Origin of the sequence: Pseudomonas sp. JAI111 (genome assembly GCF_024809425.1) — a bacterium.
GTDB lineage: Bacteria > Pseudomonadota > Gammaproteobacteria > Pseudomonadales > Pseudomonadaceae > Aquipseudomonas.
In genome coordinates this window covers 496,019-518,889 of the sequence record NZ_JANUCB010000002.1, presented here as the reverse complement: position 1 = coordinate 518,889, position 22,871 = coordinate 496,019, and the positions used below count along the sequence as shown (strand labels likewise).

The following is a 22,871-nucleotide window of genomic DNA, read 5'->3' as shown; positions in this document are numbered from 1 at the left end:
CCGCTGTAGCGCTTTCAGTACAGGTGGAGGTCGTTTTTGAGTTGAGCAAATGATGATCGTTCCCACGCTCTGCGTGGGAATGCCTCAATGGACGCTCTGCGTCTGCTTTGGGACGCGGAGCGTCCCGGGCTGCATTCCCACGCAGAGCGTGGGAACGATCAACACATGCTTTACGGCTTATTGGGAATCCCGTACTTGCGCAACCGATGGGCAATCGCGGTGTGGGAAGTCTGCAGGCGACTGGCCAGTTGCCGGGTCGAGGGGTAGCTGACGTAGAGTTTTTCCAGCAGGGTTTTTTCGAATTCTTCCATGGCTTGCTCAAGGCTGTCGACATCGCTGTCGCTCTGGCGCGCCACCGAGGTGCCGGCGATATCGAGGTCGCCGATGTCCACCAGGCTGCTTTCGCAAATCGCCGCGGCGCGGAAGATGACGTTCTGCAATTGCCGCACGTTGCCCGGCCAGCGATTACCCAGCAGCGCCGGATACGTGCCTGGCGCCAGGCGGCAGACCGGGCGCTGGATTTGCGCGCAGGCCTGCTGCATGAAGTAGCGGGCCAGCAGCAGGATGTCCTGGCCGCGTTCGCGCAGCGGCGGGACTTCGACGTTGAGGACGTTGAGGCGATAGAACAGGTCTTCGCGGAACGAGCCTTCGCTGACCATTTTTTCCAGGTCGCGATGGGTCGCGCTGAGGATTCGCACGTTGACCTTTACTTCACGGTCACCGCCCACTCGACGAAAGCTGCCGTCGTTGAGGAAGCGCAGTAACTTCGCCTGCAAGTACGGCGACATCTCGCCGATCTCATCGAGAAACACCGTGCCCTGGTTAGCCAGTTCCATCAGCCCCGGTTTGCCGCCCCGTTGCGCACCGGTGAAGGCGCCAGGGGCATAGCCGAACAGCTCGCTTTCGGCGAGGTTCTCCGGCAATGCCGCGCAGTTCAGCGCCAGGAACGGCGAGCTGTGCCGAGCGCTGATCGCGTGGCAGGCCCGCGCCACCAGTTCCTTGCCGGTGCCGGTTTCGCCCTGGATCAACAGCGGTGCATCGAGTGCCGCCACTCGCTGGGCGCGCGCCTTGAGCGTACGAATCGCCGGGGATTCGCCCAACAGCGCGTCGAAACCTTCGGCGTGATCATGGTGCAGCGCGGACAGGCGTTCACCGATGCGGTTGGGTTGGTACAAGGTCAGCAGGGCACCCGCGTCGGTGATCGGCGTGGCGTCCAGCAATAGGGTCTGGCCGTTGACGGTGATCTCGCGCAGCGGCAGGCGAAAGCCGTTTTCCAGCAGGGCATCGAGCAACGCCGGGTCGGCAAACAGGTCGGCGACGCTTTCACCGGCCGGTTCGCGACCATACAAGGCGATCAACGCCGGGTTGGCCAGCAACACCTTGCCGGCGCTGTCCAACGCCAGCACCGGGTCGGTCATGGCGGCGAGCAATGCGTCGAGTTGCAAGTGCCGACGCTGGCCGGGAAGGATGTCGACCACCGTCATCGTTTGCACGCCGCGCACGCTGAGCAGCGCGTCACGCAGTTCGTCGAGCACCTCCGGACTCAAGGTCGGGGCGTCGATGTAGACGTTTGGCGGCACCATCTCCACCGCATCCAGATTGAGATTGCGCCCACCGAGCAAGGCCAGGACTTCCTGGGTAATGCCGACGCGGTCGATGAAGCTGACGTGGATACGCATGGGGCGGTTTTTGGTTCTGGAGTGCGGAGGGGTGGCAAGTATGCCTTGGGGCGGGCCAATGGTGAAATCCCGTGCAGGACTTCAGACTTACACCGATCCAATGTGGGAGCGGGCTTGCTCGCGAAAGCGGTGTGACAGGCAATACTAATGTCGACTGATACTCCGCTTTCGCGAGCAAGCCCGCTCCCACAAGGTCAGTGGGCTATTCGAAGTGTTCGATGTTCACCGGGTCGCCGGATTTCATGTCCAGCTGCACCCGGATGTCTTCAAACATCAGATCGTAATGCTTGTGCACCGAGCCGATCTGGCTGTGTGACTTGGGAATGCCGTACTGCTCGGCGATCTTCGTCACGTTGTTGGCAAAGTTGTAGGCCTCCTCCTTGGGCAGGAAGAAGGTCTCTTTCATGTCCTTGCCCTGAATGCTGCCATGCATCGTGAACTGGATGCCTTTGACCCCTTTGGGGTTCTTGCTGACTTCATAGTCGAGGTGAATGTTGTAGCTGACATCATTCTTGTCCAACGCGTGACGCTCGATGTGCAAGTGACCCGGTTCAAACTGTGCCATAGACGTCTCTCCCTACAAGTAAGTAATGCCAGGTTTCGCCGTGCTGATGCGCGTACCTGCCTTGCCCTGGACGATCGCTTCAATGTCCGAGAGTGAACCGATCACCGCGACTTTTCCAGTATGGCGCGCGAACTCGCAGGCGGCCTGCACCTTCGGTCCCATGGAGCCGGCGGCGAAACCAAGTTTTTCCATTTCGTCCGGGTGCGCCTCGGCGATGGATTTTTGCGAGGGTTTGCCAAAGTCGATAAAGGCCGCGTTGACGTCGGTGGCGATCACCAGCAGATCGCTTTCAAGCTGTTCGGCCAGCAGCGCCGAACACAGGTCCTTGTCGATCACCGCTTCCACGCCTTGCAGCTTGCCGTGGGGCCCGTACATCGTCGGGATGCCGCCACCGCCGGCACAGATCACGATGCTGCCTTTTTCCAGCAGCCACTTGATCGGGCGGATTTCGAAGATGCGCTTGGGTCTCGGGCTGGCCACCACGCGACGGAATTTGTCGCCATCGGGAGCAATCGCCCAGCCTTTCTCGGCGGCGAGTTTTTCAGCTTCAGCCTTGGTGTAGACCGGGCCGATGGGTTTGCTGGGATGCTGGAATGCAGGGTCGTTGGCGTCGACTTCGACCTGGGTCAGCAAGGTTGCGAACGGCACTTCGAAGTCCAGCAGGTTGCCCAGTTCCTGTTCGATGATATAGCCGATCATGCCTTCGGTTTCGGCACCGAGCACGTCCAGCGGGTAAGGGGAAACCGAGGTGTAGGCGGCGGCTTGCAGCGACAGCAGACCCACCTGCGGACCATTACCGTGGGCGATCACCAGTTCATTGCCGGCATGGATCTTGGCGATTTGTTCCGTGGCGATCCGGATGTTGGCGCGCTGGTTGTCCGCGGTCATGGGTTCACCCCGGCGGAGCAGGGCGTTACCGCCCAGAGCAACGACGATACGCATAATGCAATCCTTCTACAAAGAGCGGGCCAACGACTCGGTCTACTGTGGGAGCGGGCTTGCTCGCGAAGGCGATTTAACAGGCAACATTGATGTCGACTGAGACGCCGCTTTCGCGAGCAAGCCCGCTCCCACAATTTGACTGTGTTTCGTCAGTGGGAGCCGGGTGAGCCGTTAGATATCCGCCAACGCCGACACCAGGATCGCCTTGATGGTGTGCATGCGGTTTTCCGCTTGCTCGAAGGCGATGTTGGCCGGCGATTCGAAGACTTCTTCAGTCACCTCCACGCCGTTGGCCAGGTGCGGATACCGCGCGGCAATGTCTTTGCCGACCTTGGTTTCGCTGTTGTGGAACGCCGGCAGGCAGTGCATGAACTTCACGCGCGGATTGCCCGAGGCCTTCATCATGGCGGCATTGACCTGGTAGGGCAGCAGTTGCTCGATGCGTTCGTCCCACGCTTCCACCGGCTCACCCATCGACACCCAGATGTCGGTGTGGATGAAGTCCACGCCCTTGACCGCTGCTTTCGGGTCTTCGGTGATGGTGATGCGAGCGCCACTGTCTTCGGCGAAGGCTTTGCACTGGTCGATGAAATCCTGATGTGGCCACAGCGCTTTCGGTGCGGCGATGCGCACGTCCATGCCCAGTTTGGCGCCGATCATCAGCAGCGAATTACCCATGTTGTAGCGTGCGTCGCCCAGGTAGGCGTAGCTGATGTCATGCAGCGGCTTGTCGCTGTGTTCACGCATGGTCAGGGTGTCGGCGATCATCTGTGTCGGGTGGAATTCAGCGGTCAGGCCGTTGAACACCGGCACGCCGGCGAACTTGGCCAGCTCTTCGACGATTTCCTGTTCGAAGCCACGGTACTCGATGGCATCGAACATCCGACCCAGCACGCGGGCCGTATCTTTCATGCTTTCCTTGTGGCCGATCTGCGACGACACCGGGTCGATGTAGGTGACGTGGGCGCCTTGGTCGTGGGCCGCCACTTCGAAGGCGCAACGGGTGCGGGTCGAGGTTTTTTCGAAGATCAGCGCGATGTTTTTGCCTTTCAGGTGTGGACGCTCGGTGCCGGTGTACTTGGCGCGCTTGAGGTCGCGGGAAAGGTCCAGCAGGTAATTGAGCTCGCGCGTCGTGTGGTGCATCAGCGAGAGCAGGCTGCGATTGCGCATGTTGAAAGCCATGATGGATCTCCTTGGGTTTCGGTTATCCGCCTGCTTCACGCTTTATGAGCGTGAAGCAGGGCATTAAAATTAATAGTCGATAGGGTCGCGAATGATCGGGCAGGTCATGCAGTGGCCGCCGCCACGTCCGCGTCCGAGTTCGCCGGCACTGATGGTGATGACTTCCACACCAGCCTTGCGCAGGAGGGTATTGGTGTAGGTGTTGCGGTCATAACCGATCACCACGCCAGGCTCCACGGCCACCACGTTGTTGCCGTCATCCCATTGCTCGCGCTCGGCGGCGAAGCTGTTGCCGCCGGTTTCCACCACGCGCAGGGCTTTGAGGTTGAGGGCCTTGGCCACGGTGTCGAGGAAGTTGGTTTCTTCGCGACGGATGTCGATGCCGCCCGGTTTGCTTTCGTCAGGGCGCAGGGTGAAGGCGACGATCTGGTTCACCACTTCCGGGAAGATCGTCACCAGGTCGCGGTCGCAGAAGCTGAACACGGTGTCCAGGTGCATGGCCGCGCGGGATTTTGGCAGGCCGGCGACGATGACTTTCTCGACGGCTTTGTTCTTGAACAGGTTGACCGCCAGTTGGCCGATGGCCTGACGGGACGAGCGCTCGCCCATGCCGATCAACACCACACCGTTGCCGATCGGCATCACATCGCCGCCTTCAAGGGTGGCGCTGCCGTGCTCCTGGTCCGGGTCGCCGTACCAGATCTGGAAGTCGGCGTTGGTGAACTGCGGGTGGAATTTGTAGATGGCGGTGGTCAGCAGGGTTTCCTGCCGGCGTGCTGGCCAGTACATCGGGTTCAGGGTGACGCCACCGTAGATCCAGCAGGTGGTGTCGCGGGTGAACTGCGTGTTGGGCAACGGCGGCAGAATGAAGCTGGAGTGGCCCAGGAAATCGCGGAACATCTGAATGGTCTTGCCGCCAAAGCTGTCCGGCAAGTCGTCGGCGGAAACGCCGCCGATCAGGAACTCGGCGATTTTCCTCGGCTCCAGGCTACGCAGCCAGGAACCGGTTTCGTTGACCAGGCCAAGGCCCACCGAGTTGGCTGTGATCTTGCGTTCCAGGATCCAGTCGAGTGCTTCGGGGATGGCAACGATGTCGGTCAGCAGGTTGTGCATTTCCAGCACTTCAACGTTGCGCTCGCGCATCTTGGTGACGAAATCGAAATGGTCACGTTTAGCCTGTGCGACCCACAACACATCATCGAACAGTAACTCGTCGCAGTTGTTCGGGGTCAGCCGCTGGTGGGCCAGACCGGGGGAGCAAACCATGACTTTACGCAGTTTTCCGGCTTCGGAATGTACGCCGTACTTAACTTTTTCCGTGGTCATTACAGTGGTCCTCCAGATGACAGATCATTCCCTCGTTTACACCGAGGGGCTTACAGGGTCAGGAAGCCGTCATACAGTCCGTAGGCTGCCACCAGGGCGCCCACGACGACGGCTGCAAAAATCAGCTTCTCGACGTTGGTGAAAACCGGTTTGTTGACTTCAAGCTTGGCCTTGGCGAACAGGATCGCGCCGGGCGCATAGAGCAGGGCGGACAACAGCAGGTATTTGACGCCGCCGGCATAGATCAGCCAGATCGCGTAGATCAGCGCGATGGCGCCGATGAACATGTCCTTGTTGCGTTCGGACGCCGCGTTTTCATACGTCTCGCCGCGCACCGCCAGCAGAAAGGCGTAAGCCGCCGACCACAGGTAAGGCACCAGAATCATTGAAGTCGCGAGGTAGATCAGCGACAGGTAAGTGCTGGCCGAGAACAGTGTGATGATCAGGAACAACTGCACCATCGCGTTGGTCAGCCACAGCGCATTGACCGGCACTTGCTTGGCGTTTTCCTTGCGCAGGAAGGCCGGCATGGTGTGGTCCTTGGCCGCGGCGAACATGATTTCGGCACACAGCAGCACCCACGACAGCAGCGCCCCGAGCAACGAGATCACCAGGCCAACGCTGATCAACACCGCGCCCCACGGACCGACCACGTGCTCCAGTACCGCCGCCATCGACGGGTTCTGCAGTTTGGCCAGTTCCGGTTGGGTCATGATGCCCAGGGACAGCACGTTCACCAGCACCAGAAACAGCAGCACGGTGATGAAACCGATCACGGTGGCTTTACCCACATCGGTGCGTTTTTCTGCCCGGGCCGAGAAGATGCTCGCGCCTTCGATGCCGATGAACACCCATACGGTGACCAGCATCATTTTGCGTACCTGGTTCATCACGCTGCCCAGGTCCGGGTTTTTCAAGCCCCAAATGTCAGCGGTGAAGATGTCCAGTTTGAACGCGAAAATCGCGATCAGGATAAACAGCCCAAGCGGCACGACTTTGGCGACGGTGGTCACCAGGTTGATGAACGCCGCTTCCTTGATGCCCTGCAGTACAAGGAAATGCACACCCCAAAGTAATACTGAAGCGCCGATCACGGCTGCGACGGTGTTGCCTTCGCCGAAGATCGGAAAGAAGTAACCGAGGGTACTGAACAACAGAACGAAGTAACCGACGTTGCCCAGCCAAGCGCTGATCCAGTATCCCCAGGCGGAAGAGAAACCCATGTAGTCGCCGAATCCTGCTTTGGCGTAGGCGTAAACCCCGGCGTCCAGATCAGGTTTGCGGTTGGCCAGGGTCTGGAAGACAAAGGCCAGGGTCAGCATGCCGACCGCCGTAATGGCCCAGCCGATGAGCACGGCACCGACGTCGGCACTGGCGGCCATGTTCTGGGGCAAGGAAAATATCCCACCGCCGATCATGGAGCCGACAACCAACGCAACGAGTGCGCCGAGTTTCAGTTTTCCGGGGGTTTCAGACATTGTATGACTCCAGTGCAGGAGAAGAAGAGGACCAGTTTAATTTGATGGGCTGTTCAATCATCTGACTTAGATCAAGTAATGCTCGGATTTCGTTGCCGATTAATGACTTACGCAAACTTTGCGAGCATAAGTCTGTTGTTTGAGAAGCCCGTTCCAGAGGCCCCTGACCAAAGTTTAATAAATAGAGCGTAGCCATTCAGATTTAGACGCTAGTCCGTTTTCCTGTTTTGGCAAGTGTGGGTCCCTGAATGTCGTGTGGTATTGATTTATTAGGATCTGGTCACGCCTGCGCTATTTAAAGATGCTGGCATAGTGCGATTAGCTATAAATAAAACTCAGGGTTGGCGTTAATTGATAAACGTAATTACGCTTCAGCTATTTAGTTAAAACCGATTTATGTGACGTTCGCGTGGCGATGGTCGCGATAGGAAATGGAGATGCAGGAATGTCGCAACCGATGCAAAAGCTTGGCTTGAGCGCGCTGATCGCTTTGGTGGTGGGGTCGATGATTGGTGGCGGGATTTTTTCCTTGCCGCAAAACATGGCGGCGCGCGCTGATGCCGGGGCCATATTGATTGGTTGGGCAATCACTGCCGTGGGCATGTTGGCGCTGGCCTTCGTGTTCCAGACCCTGGCCAATCGCAAGCCTGAACTGGACTCCGGGGTGTACGCCTACGCGAAGGCCGGTTTCGGCGATTACATGGGTTTTTCATCGGCCTGGGGATACTGGATCAGCGCCTGGCTGGGCAATGTCGGATATTTCGTGCTGCTGTTCAGCACCCTCGGTTACTTCTTCCCCGTGTTCGGCCACGGCAACACGCCAGTTGCCATCGGCTGCGCCTCGGTGCTGTTGTGGGCGGTGCATTTTCTGGTGATGCGCGGGATCAAAGAAGCGGCGTTCATCAACCAATTGACCACCGTGGCCAAGATCGTGCCGCTGATCATGTTCATCGTCATTGCCGCCGTGGCGTTCAAGGCCGACATCTTCACCCGTGACATCTGGGGCCGCAGCAACCCCCATTTCGGCGGTGTAATGGAGCAGGTGCGCAGCATGATGCTGGTGACTGTGTTCGTCTTCATCGGCATTGAAGGCGCCAGTGTGTATTCGGCCCGCGCGCAGAAACGTTCGGACGTCGGCCGGGCGACAGTCATCGGTTTTGTCGGTGTGTTGGCGCTGCTGGTGCTGGTCAATGTGTTGTCGCTGGGGATCATGAGCCAGCCCGAATTGGCCACCCTGCAGAACCCGTCGCTGGCGGCGGTGCTGGAACACATCGTCGGCCCCTGGGGCGCTTTGCTGATCAGCATTGGCCTGGCGATTTCGCTGCTCGGTGCGTTGTTGTCCTGGGCTCTGCTGTGCGCCGAGATCCTCTTCGCCACGGCCAAAGACCAGACCATGCCGGCCTTCCTGAAGAAAGAAAACGTCAACCACGTGCCGGTCAATGCGCTGTGGCTGACCAATGTGATGATTCAGATTTTCCTGCTGATTACGCTGTTTTCGGCCGGGACGTACACCAGCCTGATCTACCTCGCGTCGTCGATGATTCTGGTGCCGTACCTGTGGTCGGCGGCGTATGCGGTGTTGTTGAGCGGGCGCGGCGAAACGTACGAGCACGCCTCGGGCGAACGCACCAAGGACCTGATGGTTGGCGGCATCGCGCTGTGTTACGCAATGTGGTTGCTGTATGCGGGCGGGGTGAAGTACTTGCTGCTGTCGGCGTTGCTGTATGCGCCCGGCGTGATTCTGTTCGCCAAGGCCAAGCATGAGCAGGGCGAGCCATTGTTCACCCATGTCGAGAAGGGAATTTTTACCTGCGTGAGCATCGGCGCCGGGCTGGCGGCGTACGGGTTGTACAGCGGCTTGCTGTCGTTGTGAGGGTGTTTTTGGCGGATCAAGCGGTCGATGGCGTTTACTCACGCAGCATCGACCTGATCGCGATAGTTATCTGAAAGTCACCGCCACTTCGGAAGATGGGAACCCAGTTCAGTCGCTGGAAGCGCCCACTGCAGCGGCGTCCCGGTGATTTTCAGTGGCACATGAAGCCGATGCGCCGGCCCCCAGGCTGTCTGCTCGACCAGCAGGCCCTGATCGTTTTCATCCTCTGCCCGTAACGCTTCGTCTGTGCCCGGGCCATTTTCAATCAACAGTTTTGCGGTGCGCGCCAGTGACAATCTGGCCGACCCGCCACGACCCAACAACGTGATCGCCGCTGCCGCCATCAAATACCCGGTCGCATGATCCAGCGCCTGTACCGGCAATGGCGTCGGCTTGTCTGCGTTCTTCCAGCGCATGCCCGCTTCAGCGATTCCGCTGCTCATCTGCACCAGACTGTCGAACCCTCGACGGTTCTGCCACGGACCGCTCCAGCCGTAAGCGTTGAGGCAGACATCAATCAGCCCCGGGGCCAGTCGTTGTCGCTCGGCAACGCCGTAGCCCAACCGCTCCAGTGCATCGGCGCGGTAGCCGTGAAGCAAGATATCGGCGTCCTTGAGCAGGCTGTCGAACACCGCTCGATCGCTTGCGTCGTGCAGGTCAAGGCGCGCGCAGCGTTTGCCCAGCGTGACTTCCGGCACCACGCCCGGTTCGTTCCAGGTTGGCGGGTCGATGCGCAAGACATCGGCACCAAGACCGGCGAGGAAACGGCTGGCGATGGGGCCAGCCAGTACTCGGGTCAGGTCCAGCACCTTGATGCCCGCCAGCGGCTGCGCCACCGAACCCAGCCACGGTTTTGCCGCTTGACTGTTGCTTGCACTGAACTGAATCAACGGTTCGGCGTTCACTGCCAAACCTTGGGGATGCGCCTGCCATTGCGCCCAGGTGCGCATTTCGGCGGCACAGCCACCGGCGTCGACCACTGCCTGCTCCAGATCGGATTTCGCCCATTGCGCAACCTGGCTCGCCATCGCGGCGCGGTCGGCACAAGCGCCGAGCACCCGCTCGGCGGCGGCACGATGATGCGGTGCATTAGTGTGCAAGCGGATCCAGCCGTCCCGGGTCGCGTAGTCACCGGCCACCGGGTCCCACATCGGTGGAACGCTCCAGCCAACGGGACGGATCGAGGTTGCAAACCAGAAAGACGCCAGGCGGCGGTCGACTTCAAGTGGGGGTAAACGGCCGGTGTGTTGCTGCAGCAGTTCACTGACCGCCTGGCCGGCTGCGGCAATGCTGGCGCACGCCAGGTCAGTGACGGCAAACGCCGAGGGCAGGGCGCCGCTCGACGTGAATGGAATCGGCGTATGGGGCAAGCCGAGTGCGGCTTGAATGGACGTGAGTAAACCAGTCATTGAAGGCCCTCCGGAAGAGGGCTTCATGATAGATCGTTCCCACGCTCCGCGTGGTAATGCCTCAAGGGACGCTCCGCGTCCAGTGACGCGGAGCGTCACGGGCTGCATTCCCACGCGGAGCGTGGGAACGATCAGATACAGGGGATTGGCGGTGCAACTTTAAACGCGGAACTGGTCCATCAATTTCATCTGCTGGTTGGTCAGGGAATTGAGTTGGTTGCTGATCTGCGCCGATTGGGTGGCCTGGCCCGTCAGGGTTTCGGTGACGGTACGGATTGCCGAGACGTTGCGGTTGACCTCTTCGGCCACGGCGCTTTGCTGTTCGGCGGCGCTGGCGATTTGCAGGTTCATGTCGCTGATCACGGTGACCGCGTCGCTGATTTTGCTCAAGGCCTGGACCGCTTGTTGAATCTGCCCGGCGTTGCTGTGGGCCTGGGTCTGGCTCGAATGCATGGTGGCAACCACGCCGCGAGTGCCGGACTGGATGCGCTCGATGACGATGCGAATTTCTTCCACCGAATCCTGGGTCCGTTTGGCCAGGTTGCGCACTTCATCGGCCACCACCGCAAAACCACGACCGCTCTCGCCGGCGCGGGCCGCTTCAATGGCCGCGTTGAGGGCCAGCAGGTTAGTTTGTTCGGCGATGCTGCGGATCACTTCCAGCACCGAACCGATCTGTTCGCTGTTGACCGCCAGCGCTTCGACTTCGGTCACGGCTTTGCTGACTTCGTCGGCCAGTTGATTGATGTCACGGGTGCTGCGCTCGATGATCGACATGCCATCGCGAGCCGATTGATCGGCACCTTTGGCAGCATTGGCTGCGTTCGACGCGCTGCTGGCGACGTCGTGGGCGGTGGCGCTCATCTCGTTGGACGCGGTGGCGACCTGGTCGATTTCGCGGAACTGCACCTGCATGCCTTCGCTGGTCTGGCGGGCGATCTCCGAAGACTGGTCGGCGGTGCCTCGGGCGTCGGTGATGCTCTGTTTGATCTGCGCGATGGTCGGTTGCAGCTTGTCGAGGAAGCGGTTGAACCAGCTCACCAGTTCGCCCAGTTCGTCTTTCTTGGTGTAGTGCAAGCGTTGGGTCAGGTCACCGTCGCCGCTGGCAATCGCCTTGAGCATTTCGGCGACGCTGTTGATCGGCCGGGTCACGCCGGACGCGGTGAGCCAGATCAGCAACAGGCCAATCAGCCCGGCAACGACAGCCACCAGCACCGCCTGGATCGTGCCGCTTTGCTGGGCCTCATCGAGTACTTTTTGCAGCTTCACCGAATCGGCCAGCAGCACTTGTTTGGGCAGATCGATGACCACGCCCCAGGCCTTGGAATCGTTGATCGGGCTGACCGGGAACACCGCGCGGATCAGGTCGCCCTGTTCGAGGATCTTCGGCGTGCCGCCATTGAGCAGTTGCAGAATCTCCTTGCCGTCTGCGCCCAGGGTTTCGCCGATGTTTTTGCCGACCTTGCTCGCGTCGGTGCTGTAACCGGCAAGCACGCCGCTGCCGGAAACAATCAGCATGTGCCCGGCGCCGTTGAACAGCTCGCGCTGGGAATCGATTGCGGCGGCTTGCAGCGCGTCCAGAGCAATGTCTACGCCGACCACGCCGATGGATTTGCCGTCCACCAACAGCGGCACGGAAATCGTGGTCATCAGCATTTCCTTGCCGCCGACCGTGTCCGCATACGGGTCGAGCAGGCAGGTGCGCTTGCTGTCACGAGGGCAGGTGTACCAGCTGTTGTAGGGCGTGCCGCTGAGGCTCAAGGTGGTTTTGGTCATGTCGTCTTCGACCATGATCGTGTTCAGCCCGGTCCCGCCGGCACGGCTCCAGTAACTGGCGAAACGTCCGACTTCGTTGGACTGGCGGGCAGCATCGTTGGCGAACTCGCTGTCCTTGCCGTCCAGCCCGTTGGGCTCGAACGCCAGCCAGATCCCCAGCACCTTACTGTTGCGCTCGAAGGCGGTTTTCAGGCTCTGGTTCAGCTCTTCACGCAGGGCGCCGGCTTCAATCGAACGCTTGGCGGCCATGTTGCGCATGTCTTTGATCTGGTCGGCGAGGGCGGTCACCACCAGCAGGTTTTCACCGAACGTCTTCTGCACCCGCACCGCTTGCTCGGCCGCTTTGGACTGCAGCAGATTCTGCACGCTGTCCGTCAGCATCTTGCTGCTGGCGGCACTGGCCAGTTCATCGTTCTGATTGGTCTGGTAGAAGTTCATGCTGACGATCAGCGCGATCACACCCAGCAGGCACAGACCGGACAGCAGGACGATTTTCAGGCGGATGGAGAGAGTGTCGAACATGGGGCGAACTCGCAAATGGCAAATGAATGAGTTGTTGGCTATGGGTCGAAGTCGACCCGATCGCCAAATCCATTCAGCGCCATTCAATGCACATCGGCGTGGGAAGAGGATGCATGATGGTGGCTCCGACGAGCGGTCATGGTTGATCGTTTGCGCAGGAAAATGCCCTGAAAATGGCAAAAAAATCAGGAGATTTTGCAGAGCTGTAACAGGTGAATCTGCTGGTGCAAGCCATTGATTCGAGCGAATGACAACGGCTTGTCATCCGCTCGAGTGATCAATGATTGAGGGGGAAGGGGTTATGCGCGACCCAGCAGATAGGTCGCGTAATCGGGGATGCGGTGCTGGTGCGCCTGATCCATCATCGGGCTGCTGAGCAGGTAGTCGGCGCTGCATTCGTTGCAGGCCACCGGAATGTTCCAGACCGCCGCGACCCGCAATAACGCCTTGATGTCCGGGTCGTGTGGCTGCGGTTCGAACGGGTCCCAGAAAAACACCAGCATGTCGACCCGCTGTTCGGCGATGCGCGCGCCGAGCTGCTGATCACCGCCCAAGGGACCGCTGATCATGCTTTCCACCGGCAGATCCAGGCGTTGTTGCAATAACAATCCGGTGGTGCCGGTGGCGACCAGCTCGTGTTGCGCGAGCCTGTCTTTCTGCCGCTCGGCCCAATCCAGCAAAAACACCTTGCAGTGGTCATGGGCGACCAAGGCGATACGCTTGCGCGCCGCCATGGTCTTTTGCGTGAAGCTGATACCGATCATCGCTGCTGCTCCTGCTTTTTCACGGCGGATTACTCAGCGTTGCACAGCGCCAGGCAGTTATCGAGCATGCGGTTGGAGAAGCCCCACTCGTTGTCGTACCAGGCCAGCACCTTGAGCAGCTTGCCGCTGGACTTGGTGTGGTTGGCGTCGAAGATCGACGACAGCGGGTTGTGGTTGAAGTCGCTGGAGACCAGCGGCAGGGTGTTGTAGCCAAGAATCTTCGAGTGCTGGCTGGCTTCTTTGAGCAGCGCGTTGACTTCGTCAGCGCTCGCTTCGCGTTTGAGCTGAACGGTCAGGTCGACCAACGAGACGTTGATCACAGGAACACGCACCGCCATGCCGGTCAGTTTGCCCGCCAGTTCCGGTAGCACCAGGCCGACCGCTTCAGCGGCGCCGGTCTTGCTCGGGATCATGTTCTGGGTGGCCGAACGGGCACGGTACGGGTCGGTGTGGTAAACGTCGGTGAGGTTCTGGTCGTTGGTGTAGGCGTGAATCGTGGTCATCAGACCGCTTTCGATGCCCAGTTCGCGGTGCAGCACCTGAGCCACAGGCGCCAGGCAGTTGGTGGTGCACGAGGCGTTGGAAATGATTTGGTGCGATTGGCGCAGAATGTCGTGGTTGACTCCGTAAACCACGGTGGCGTCGGCGCCTTTGGCCGGTGCCGAGATGATCACTTTGCGTGCGCCGGCCGTAATATGCGCGGCGGCTTTGGCCCGGTCGGTGAACAGACCGGTGCATTCGAACACCACATCAATTTTTTCCGCGGCCCAAGGCAGGTCGGCCGGGTTACGAATGGCGCTGACAGAAATACGGTCGCCGTTGACGGTCAGGCTTTCCTGATCGTGCTGGACATCGGCGTCGAACGTGCCGTGAACAGTGTCGTACTTGAGCAGATGAGCATTGATCGAGCTGTCGCCCAAGTCATTGATGGCAACGATCTGCAGATCCTGGCGATAGCCTTGGGTATACAGTGCGCGGAGGACGTTACGGCCAATTCGGCCAAAACCATTGATTGCGATTCGAAGAGTCATTTAACAGGGCCGCCGTCGTTTTGTTGTTGGAATTACAAGATTATTCGCATAAAAATAGAAAACAAGCCTTTTTAATGGCAATATTTTGTTCAATCTACAACGAGTGACCTGAATCAACTGGTCCGACCGATCAAGAAAACCGTCTGTCATCCCATCGACACCGGCTCTTGTTCAGCATAGACAATCAGGTCGCCACATCCGTTAGCCTGGAGTTCTACACATGCATCCCCGCGTCCTTGAGGTCACCGAACGGCTTATCGCCCGCAGTCGCGCAACTCGCGAGGCTTACCTTGCACTCATTCGCGGTGCAGCCAGCGATGGCCCGATGCGCGGCAAGCTGCAATGCGCCAACTTCGCCCACGGCGTGGCCGGTTGCGGCACCGAGGACAAGAACAGCTTGCGGATGATGAACTCCGCGAACATCGCGATTGTTTCGTCATATAACGACATGCTCTCGGCGCATCAGCCGTACGAAGTCTTTCCTGAACAGATCAAAAAGGCCTTGCGCGAAATCGGCTCTGTCGGCCAGTTCGCCGGCGGCACCCCGGCCATGTGCGATGGCGTGACCCAGGGCGAGCCGGGCATGGAACTGAGCCTGCCGAGCCGCGAAGTGATCGCGCTGTCCACCGCCGTGGCGTTGTCCCACAACATGTTCGATGGCGCGCTGATGCTCGGCATCTGCGACAAGATCGTGCCGGGCCTGATGATGGGCGCGTTGCGTTTCGGTCATCTGCCGATGATCTTCGTCCCGGGCGGGCCGATGGTGTCGGGCATTTCCAACAAGCAGAAAGCCGACGTGCGCCAGCGCTATGCCGAAGGCAAGGCCAGCCGCGAAGAGCTGCTGGAATCGGAAATGAATTCCTATCACAGCCCTGGCACGTGCACGTTCTACGGCACCGCCAACACCAACCAGTTGCTGATGGAAGTCATGGGCCTGCACTTGCCGGGCGCTTCCTTCGTCAATCCGAACACGCCGTTGCGCGATGCCCTGACCCGCGAAGCGGCGCATCAGGTGACGCGCATTACCAAACAGAATGGCAATTACCTGCCGATCGGCGAAATCGTCGACGAGCGCTCGCTGGTCAACTCCATCGTTGCCCTGCACGCCACTGGCGGTTCGACCAACCACACGCTGCACATGCCGGCCATCGCCATGGCGGCGGGCATCCAGTTGACCTGGCAGGACATGGCCGACCTCTCCGAGGTGGTACCGACCCTGAGCCACGTCTACCCGAACGGCAAGGCCGACATCAACCACTTCCAGGCTGCGGGCGGCATGTCGTTCCTGATCCGCGAACTGCTGGATGCCGGCTTGCTCCACGAAAACGTCAATACGGTGCTGGGCCACGGGCTGCGCCGCTACACCATGGAACCGTTCCTCGACAACGGCGAACTGGTCTGGCGCGAAGGCATCACCGAAAGCCTCGACGAAAGTATCCTGCGTCCCGTGGCTCGTGCGTTCTCGCCGGAAGGCGGCCTGCGGGTGATGGAAGGCAATCTCGGTCGCGGTGTGATGAAAGTTTCGGCCGTCGCGCTGGAGAACCAGATCGTCGAAGCACCGGCCATGGTGTTCCAGGATCAGCAGGACCTGGCCGATGCGTTCAAGGCCGGTCTTCTGGAGAAGGATTTCGTTGCGGTGATGCGCTTCCAGGGCCCGCGCTCCAACGGCATGCCGGAACTGCACAAGATGACGCCGTTCCTCGGCGTGCTGCAGGATCGCGGCTTCAAAGTGGCACTGGTGACCGACGGGCGCATGTCCGGTGCGTCGGGGAAAATCCCGGCGGCGATTCACGTCAGTCCGGAAGCCTATGTGGGCGGCGCTCTTGCGCGGGTGCAAGAGGGCGATATCATCCGCGTCGATGGCGTCAAAGGCACCCTGGAGCTTAAGGTGGACGCCGAAGAATTCGCAGCGCGCACGCCGGCCAAGGGCCTGTTGGGCAACAACATCGGCACCGGTCGCGAACTGTTTGGTTTCATGCGCATGGCTTTCAGCTCCGCAGAGCAGGGCGCCAGCGCCTTTACTTCTGCCCTGGAGACGCTTAATTGAAACTGGCTTTGGTCGGTGACATCGGTGGGACCAACGCACGTTTCGCGTTGTGGAAAAGCCAGCAACTGGAGTCGATCCAGGTGCTGGCGACGGCAGATTACGCCAGCCCTGAGGAGGCCATTGGTGTCTACCTCGGCGGCTTGGGGCTTAAGCCGGGCGACATTGGATCGGTGTGCCTGTCGGTCGCCGGCCCGGTGAGCGGTGATGAATTCAAGTTCACCAACAATCACTGGCGCCTGAGCCGCAAGGGCTTCTGCAAGACTTTGCAGGTTGATCAACTGCTGCTGATCAACGATTTCTCGGCGATGGCCCTGGGCATGACCCGTTTGCAGCCCGGCGAATTTCGCGTGGTGTGCGAAGGCACGCCGGAACCGCTGCGTCCCGCTGTAGTGATCGGGCCGGGCACGGGGCTGGGTGTCGGCACTTTGCTCGACCTTGGCGAAGGTCGCTTTGCGGCATTGCCGGGCGAGGGCGGTCACGTTGACTTGCCCCTGAGCAGCCCGCGGGAAACTCAGCTGTGGCAGCACATCTTCAATGAGATCGGTCATGTCAGCGCTGAAACCGCGTTGAGCGGCAGCGGCTTGCCACGGGTTTACCGGGCGATCTGCGCGGTGGACGGTCATACGCCGGTGCTCGAAACGCCGGAAGCGATCACCGCTGCCGGGTTGGCGGGTGATCCGGTGGCGCTGGAAGTGCTGGAGCAATTCTGCTGCTGGCTCGGTCGCGTGGCCGGCAACAACGTGCTGACCACGGGCGCGCGCGGCGGTGTGTACATCGTCGGTGGGGTGATTCCACGGTTTGCCGATTTCTTCGTCGAAAGCGGTTTCGCCCGGTGCTTCGCCGACAAGGGCTGCATGAGCGATTACTTCAAAGGCATTCCGGTGTGGCTGGTGACGGCGCCGTATTCCGGCCTGATGGGCGCGGGTGTGGCACTCGATCAAGCACAGTAGTGATCGTTCCCACGCTCTGCGTGGGAATGCAGCCCGTGACGCTCCGCGTCACTGGACGCGGAGCGTCCCTTGAGGCATTCCCACGCAGAGCGTGGGAACGATCATATTCAAGGTCCATCAGGCATAATCCGCACAACTCAAACAACAAGGACGCCGCCCCGTGAGCTCAGTCAACAAGTCGATTTTGTTGGTCGATGACGATCAAGAGATACGCGAGTTGCTGGACACCTACCTGACCCGCGCCGGTTTCCAGGTCCGCACCACGCCCGATGGCGCAGGCTTTCGCCAAGCCATGAACGAGGCCCCGAGCGATCTGGTGATCCTTGACGTGATGCTGCCGGACGAAGACGGTTTCAGTCTGTGTCGCTGGATCCGCCAACACCCGCGTCAGGCTCAGGTGCCAATCATCATGCTCACAGCCAGTTCCGACGAGGCCGACCGCGTCATCGGCCTGGAGCTGGGTGCCGACGACTACCTTGGAAAACCCTTCAGTCCTCGTGAATTGCAGGCGCGGATCAAGGCCTTGTTGCGCCGTGCGCAATTCGGTCAGGAGCGCTCCGGCAGCGAAGTGCTGGCCTTCGACGACTGGCGCCTGGACATGGTCAGCCATCGGCTGTTCCACACCGACGGTGAAGAAGTGATTCTCTCCGGCGCCGACTTCGCGCTACTGAAACTGTTCCTCGATCACCCTCAGCAAATCCTTGACCGCGACACCATCGGCAACGCCACCCGTGGCCGTGATCTGATGCCGCTGGATCGCATTGTCGACATGGCCGTCAGCCGTCTGCGTCAACGCCTGCGCGACACCGAAAAGCCACCCCGGCTGATCCGTACCGTGCGCGGCAGCGGCTACCAACTGGCCGCCAATGTGGTTGCCAGCAATGGTCACTGAGTTTTTCCGCAAGCTGGTTGCCCGGGTGCCGGTGCCGCGTTCGCTGCTTGGGCGCATGTTGCTGCTGACCCTGCTGGCGGTGCTGTTCGCACAGACGTTATCGAGCGTGATCTGGGTCTCGCAACTGCGCGCCACCCAGCTCGAGGGCCTGGTCACCAGCGCCCGAAGCCTGGCCCATTCGATGACCGCCAGCGTCAGCTATTTTCGCTCGCTGCCGGTGGCGTTTCGTCCGTTGGTGCTCGACCAGTTGCGCAGCATGGGCGGCACCCGGTTTGTCGTGACCCTCAATGACAAGCCCTTGGGCATGGAAGTGCTGCCGATCACTCCGCGTAAAGCGGCGGTGCTCAAAGCGGTGGACGAAGTGTTGCGTGAGTCCCTGGGCCACGACACAGATATCTCGGTGACCTTCGTCAGTCCCGCCGACCTGCGGATCTTCAATAGCGGGCTGAAACTCGATGAATTGCCACGCTCCTGGGCGCACTACGCGTTGACCCTGGAACCGATCAATCCGCCGGTGCTGGTCACGCAGATCCAGATGGCGCCGGGGGAATGGCTGTACATCGCGTCCTTGTTGCCCGAGCCCTACACCAGTCTTGAAGAGCAGGGCCTGCCGGCGCAACAGGTCTGGTTCATCGTCCTCACCAGCGGCTTCCTGCTGTTGTTCATCGGCCTGTTGGTGCATTGGCAGAGCCGGCCGCTCAAGCGCCTGGCGCGGGCGGCGCGGGACATGTCCCTGGGCGCCGAAGTCGAGCCGGTGGCTGAGGGTGGCGGCAGTGAAGTGGTCGAAGTGGGGCGTGCCTTCAATGCCATGCGCGAACGCATCAGCCGTTACCTGACTGAGCGCAGCCAATTGTTCAGTGCGATCTCCCACGACTTGCGCACGCCCATCACCCGTTTGCGGTTGCGCGTGGAGTTGCTTGAAGACGAAAAGCTGCAAGCCAAGTTCGGTCGCGATCTGGATGAGCTGGAGCTGCTGGTCAAAGGCGCGCTGCAATGTGTGAAAGACACCGACATCCATGAAAACATCGAACCGGTGGACCTCAATCATGTGCTGGATTGCCTGGTGGAGCCGTACCTGGCACCCAATGGCAATGGTCGCGTGACCCAGCAGGGGCGGGCGGTGGCGGCTTATCCGGGGAAACCGCTGGCGCTCAAGCGCTGCATCGGCAACCTGATCGACAACGCGTTGAAGTACGGGCAAAACGCTCACCTGCACATCGATGACGATGAAAGCGCATTCATCCTGCACGTCGACGACGAAGGGCCGGGCGTGCCGGAGCAGCGGCTGGAACAGGTGTTCGAACCGCACTTCCGCCTGGCCGGGCAGCAGCAGGGTTATGGCCTGGGGTTGGGGATCGCGCGCAATATTGCCCACAGTCATGGCGGGGAAGTCAGCCTGCAGAACCTGCGTGAGGGCGGGTTGCGGGTGACGTTGCAGTTGCCGCGCAGTGTTGATTAGCGAGACCGCGTTATCGTTCTTCGCGAGCAAGCCCGCTCCCACATTGGATTGTGTCGGACACATAACCCTGTGGGAGCGGGCTTGCTCGCGAAGGCGTCAGACCATTAATCAAATACCTCAAGCCAAATGTCACAGAGCGGTGACATAACTCGCCCCCTTCGTTACAAGCCCGCCACCCGCCGTTGTTTAGACTGCGACCAGTCAAAACAACAAAAAAGGCACCCCATGGACACCTTCCAACCGGCTTTCAGCAGTTGGCTGAACGCACCTGCCCATCAACACTGGCTCGCCGCCGAAGGCCTGCGCTTGCTGGCGTTTGCCAAGGCTTCAAAGCTTGCGGAAGGCTTTGGCAATCTCGATGACAAGGGCCGCCTCCCGGCCAACGCCCAAGCCGAAACCATGAACACTGCGCGCATGACCCACAGCTTCGCCATGGCGCATATTCAGGGGCTGCCGGGGTTTGCCGAACTGGTGGACCATGGCGTCCAGGCCCTCAGCGGTCCGTTGAAGGATGCCAAGCACGGTGGCTGGTTCGCCACCGCCCATCCACTTCACGACAACACCGGCAAGGCCGCCTACCTGCACGCCTTTGTCGCCCTGGCCGCGAGTTCGGCGGTGGTCGCCCGGCGGCCCGGCGCGCAGGCCTTGCTCGATGACGCGATCGACATCATCGACACGCATTTCTGGAGCGAGGAGGAGGGCGCGATGCGCGAATCCTTCAACCGCGACTGGAGCGAGGAAGAGGCCTATCGCGGCGCCAACAGCAACATGCACACCACCGAAGCCTTCCTCGCACTGGCCGATGTCACCGACGACAACCGCTGGCTGGTCCGTGCGCAACGGATCGTCGAGCGGGTGATCCACGGTCACGCCGCAGCCAACGATTACCTGGTGGTTGAGCATTTCGACCGCAACTGGCAACCGCTGCGTGACTACAACCACGACAACCCGGCCGATGGTTTTCGTCCCTACGGCACCACCCCGGGACACGGTTTCGAGTGGGCGCGGTTGTTACTGCACCTCGAGGCTGCGCGGGTCCAGGCCGGGATGCTCACGCCGGGCTGGCTGGCGACCGATGCGCAAAAACTCTTCGATAACAATTGCCGCCATGGCTGGAATGTCGACGGGCTGCCCGGGATTGTCTACACGCTGGACTGGAACAATCGCGCCGTGGTCAGCCATCGCCTGCATTGGACCCATTGCGAAGCCAGCGCCGCGGCCAGTGCGCTGCTCAAACGTACCGGCGATGAACAATACGAAGCCTGGTACCGACTGTTCTGGGAATTCTGTGACAGTCATTTCATCGACCGTGAAGGTGGCAGTTGGCACCATGAACTGGACCCGCAAAACCACCCAAGCGCTGATATCTGGGGTGGTAAACCGGATTTGTATCACGCCTGGCAAGCCGTCTTGATCCCGCGCCTGCCGTTGGCGCCGAGCATGGCCACGGCTTTGGGACAGTTGTCCCAGAGCGCTCCTGTGTAACCATGCGGTGACATTCCAACGTCCCTTCGTTACCTGCGAAGGGATGACTCCTGTTTAAAATCCTATGCAGCGCAAGCACCAGACTTGCATGCATAACAACAAGAAAGGTACTACTAGATGAATGCGATTTCTCGCCTCGCTACTGTCATTTCTCTCGCTTCAATGCTTCCTCTGTCTGCATTCCCCCTGAGTACGCTTGCCGCCGATTCCAAAGGTTCGGTAGAAGTCGTTCACTGGTGGACGTCCGGTGGTGAAAAAGCTGCTGTCGATGTCCTCAAGGCCCAAGTCGAAAAAGACGGTTTCACCTGGAAGGACGGTGCTGTCGCCGGTGGTGGCGGTGCTACGGCCATGACCGTACTGAAAAGCCGTGCCGTTGCCGGTAACCCGCCGGGTGTAGCGCAGATCAAAGGTCCGGATATCCAGGAATGGGCGTCTACCGGTCTGCTCGATACCGACGTCTTGAAAGACACTGCCAAAACCGAAAAATGGGACAGCCTGCTCGACAAGAAAGTCTCCGATACCGTGAAGTACGACGGTGATTACGTGGCCGTGCCGGTGAACATTCACCGCGTCAACTGGTTGTGGATCAACCCGGAAGTCTTCAAGAAAGCCGGCATCGAAAAAGCGCCAACCACCCTTCAGGAATTCTACGCGGCCGGTGACAAGCTCAAGGCTGCAGGCTTCATTGCGCTTGCCCACGGCGGCCAGCCTTGGCAGGACAGCACCGTGTTCGAAGCGGTAGTCCTTTCGGTCATGGGCGTCGACGGCTACAAGAAAGCCCTGGTCGACCTCGACAACGCTGCTCTGACTGGTCCCGAGATGGTCAAGGCGCTGACCGAGCTGAAGAAAGTCGCGACCTATATGGACGCCGACGGCAAAGGCCAGGACTGGAACCTGGAAGCGGCCAAGGTCATCAACGGCAAGGCCGGCATGCAGATCATGGGTGACTGGGCCAAGAGCGAGTGGACAGCCGCCAAGAAAGTCGCCGGCAAAGACTACGAGTGCGTAGCCTTCCCGGGCACCGACAAGGCCTTCACCTACAACATCGACTCCCTGGCGGTGTTCAAGCAGAAAGACAAGGGCACTGCTGCCGCTCAGCAGGACATTGCCAGGATCGTGCTGGGTGAGAACTTCCAGAAAGTCTTCAGCATCAACAAAGGCTCGATCCCGGTTCGAAACGACATGCTGAGCGACATGGGCAAGTACGGTTTCGACTCTTGCGCCCAGACCGCTGCCAAGGACTTCCTGGCGGACGCCAAGTCCGGCGGCTTGCAGCCGAGCATGGCGCACAACATGGCGACCACGCTGGCGGTACAAGGCGCGTTCTTTGATGTCGTGACCAACTTCATCAACGACCCGAAAGCCGATCCGGCCACTGCCGCCAAGCAACTCGGCACGGCGATCAAAGCGGCCAAGTAATGCTTGGCCCCTGTAGGAGCGAGCCTGCTCGCGATGGCGGTGTATCAGTTGATACATCCAGAGTCTGACACT

General features: G+C 60.2%; 16 protein-coding genes and 2 pseudogenes. 7 read left to right on the top strand and 11 right to left on the bottom strand.

Annotated elements, in window-relative coordinates:
• Positions 1-170 precede the first annotated feature (170 nt).
• The 6 genes from HNR03_RS10065 to arcD (HNR03_RS10040) form a co-directional block, all read right to left on the bottom strand.
• Positions 171-1,679, bottom strand: coding sequence for a sigma-54-dependent transcriptional regulator (locus tag HNR03_RS10065; RefSeq protein ID WP_090187390.1), 1,509 nt, complete (start codon positions 1,677-1,679; stop codon positions 171-173).
• Between the two features lie 202 nt (positions 1,680-1,881).
• Entirely contained in the window at positions 1,882-2,244 is a 363-nt protein-coding gene (locus tag HNR03_RS10060; protein ID WP_222588160.1) for a DUF5064 family protein, read from the bottom strand.
• Positions 2,245-2,256: 12 nt separating this feature from the next.
• Entirely contained in the window at positions 2,257-3,186 is a 930-nt protein-coding gene (arcC, locus tag HNR03_RS10055) for a carbamate kinase (RefSeq protein ID WP_222588159.1), read from the bottom strand.
• 171 nt (positions 3,187-3,357) lie between these two features.
• Entirely contained in the window at positions 3,358-4,368 is a 1,011-nt protein-coding gene (locus HNR03_RS10050; RefSeq protein ID WP_222588158.1) for an ornithine carbamoyltransferase, read from the bottom strand.
• A gap of 69 nt (positions 4,369-4,437) precedes the next feature.
• A complete protein-coding gene (arcA, locus tag HNR03_RS10045) occupies positions 4,438-5,694 on the bottom strand; it encodes an arginine deiminase (RefSeq protein ID WP_259153154.1) in 1,257 nt (418 codons plus the stop codon).
• A gap of 50 nt (positions 5,695-5,744) precedes the next feature.
• A complete protein-coding gene (gene arcD, locus HNR03_RS10040; protein WP_259153152.1) occupies positions 5,745-7,172 on the bottom strand; it encodes an arginine-ornithine antiporter in 1,428 nt (475 codons plus the stop codon).
• Between the two features lie 445 nt (positions 7,173-7,617).
• Between arcD (HNR03_RS10040) and arcD (HNR03_RS10035) the strand changes: the two genes are divergently transcribed.
• A complete protein-coding gene (gene arcD, locus HNR03_RS10035) occupies positions 7,618-9,045 on the top strand; it encodes an arginine-ornithine antiporter (RefSeq protein ID WP_259153150.1) in 1,428 nt (475 codons plus the stop codon).
• A gap of 77 nt (positions 9,046-9,122) precedes the next feature.
• On the opposite strand, the gene HNR03_RS10030 is transcribed toward arcD (HNR03_RS10035), so the two are convergent.
• The 5 genes and pseudogenes from HNR03_RS10030 to gap form a co-directional block, all read right to left on the bottom strand.
• Positions 9,123-10,454: a CoA transferase gene (locus HNR03_RS10030; protein WP_259153148.1), complete on the bottom strand. Its 1,332-nt coding sequence runs from the start codon at positions 10,452-10,454 to the stop codon at positions 9,123-9,125.
• A 159-nt stretch (positions 10,455-10,613) separates the two neighbouring features.
• Positions 10,614-11,141, bottom strand: a pseudogene (locus tag HNR03_RS31900) (methyl-accepting chemotaxis protein); the annotation flags it as partial.
• A 378-nt stretch (positions 11,142-11,519) separates the two neighbouring features.
• A pseudogene (locus tag HNR03_RS31895) lies at positions 11,520-12,479 on the bottom strand (chemotaxis protein); the annotation flags it as partial.
• 572 nt (positions 12,480-13,051) lie between these two features.
• Positions 13,052-13,516 (bottom strand): methylglyoxal synthase, encoded by a 465-nt coding sequence (locus HNR03_RS10020; protein ID WP_222588152.1) that lies wholly within the window; start codon positions 13,514-13,516, stop codon positions 13,052-13,054.
• Positions 13,517-13,545: 29 nt separating this feature from the next.
• Complete coding sequence (gap, locus tag HNR03_RS10015) at positions 13,546-14,547, bottom strand: type I glyceraldehyde-3-phosphate dehydrogenase (RefSeq protein WP_059402992.1); 1,002 nt, start codon at positions 14,545-14,547, stop codon at positions 13,546-13,548.
• 220 nt (positions 14,548-14,767) lie between these two features.
• Between gap and edd the strand changes: the two genes are divergently transcribed.
• The 6 genes from edd to HNR03_RS09985 all read left to right on the top strand — a co-directional run bounded on the left by edd (position 14,768) and on the right by HNR03_RS09985 (position 22,799).
• Positions 14,768-16,594 carry a phosphogluconate dehydratase gene (edd, locus tag HNR03_RS10010; protein ID WP_222588150.1) on the top strand — a complete coding sequence of 609 codons (1,827 nt, stop codon included), beginning with the start codon at positions 14,768-14,770 and terminating at the stop codon, positions 16,592-16,594.
• The gene (locus HNR03_RS10005) at positions 16,591-17,544 is read left to right on the top strand and encodes a glucokinase (RefSeq protein ID WP_259153133.1); all 954 of its coding nucleotides are present in this window, start codon (positions 16,591-16,593) and stop codon (positions 17,542-17,544) included. The genes edd and HNR03_RS10005 overlap by 4 nt, the downstream gene beginning before the upstream one ends.
• Positions 17,545-17,704: 160 nt before the next feature.
• A complete protein-coding gene (locus HNR03_RS10000) occupies positions 17,705-18,436 on the top strand; it encodes a response regulator (protein ID WP_259153128.1) in 732 nt (243 codons plus the stop codon).
• The gene (locus HNR03_RS09995) at positions 18,426-19,895 is read left to right on the top strand and encodes an ATP-binding protein (RefSeq protein ID WP_222588148.1); all 1,470 of its coding nucleotides are present in this window, start codon (positions 18,426-18,428) and stop codon (positions 19,893-19,895) included. The genes HNR03_RS10000 and HNR03_RS09995 overlap by 11 nt, the downstream gene beginning before the upstream one ends.
• Before the next feature lie 225 nt (positions 19,896-20,120).
• On the top strand, positions 20,121-21,380 hold the full coding sequence (locus tag HNR03_RS09990; protein ID WP_259153127.1) for an AGE family epimerase/isomerase: 1,260 nt from the start codon (positions 20,121-20,123) through the stop codon (positions 21,378-21,380).
• A 117-nt stretch (positions 21,381-21,497) separates the two neighbouring features.
• The gene (locus tag HNR03_RS09985; RefSeq protein ID WP_259153126.1) at positions 21,498-22,799 is read left to right on the top strand and encodes an ABC transporter substrate-binding protein; all 1,302 of its coding nucleotides are present in this window, start codon (positions 21,498-21,500) and stop codon (positions 22,797-22,799) included.
• Positions 22,800-22,871: the final 72 nt, after the last annotated feature.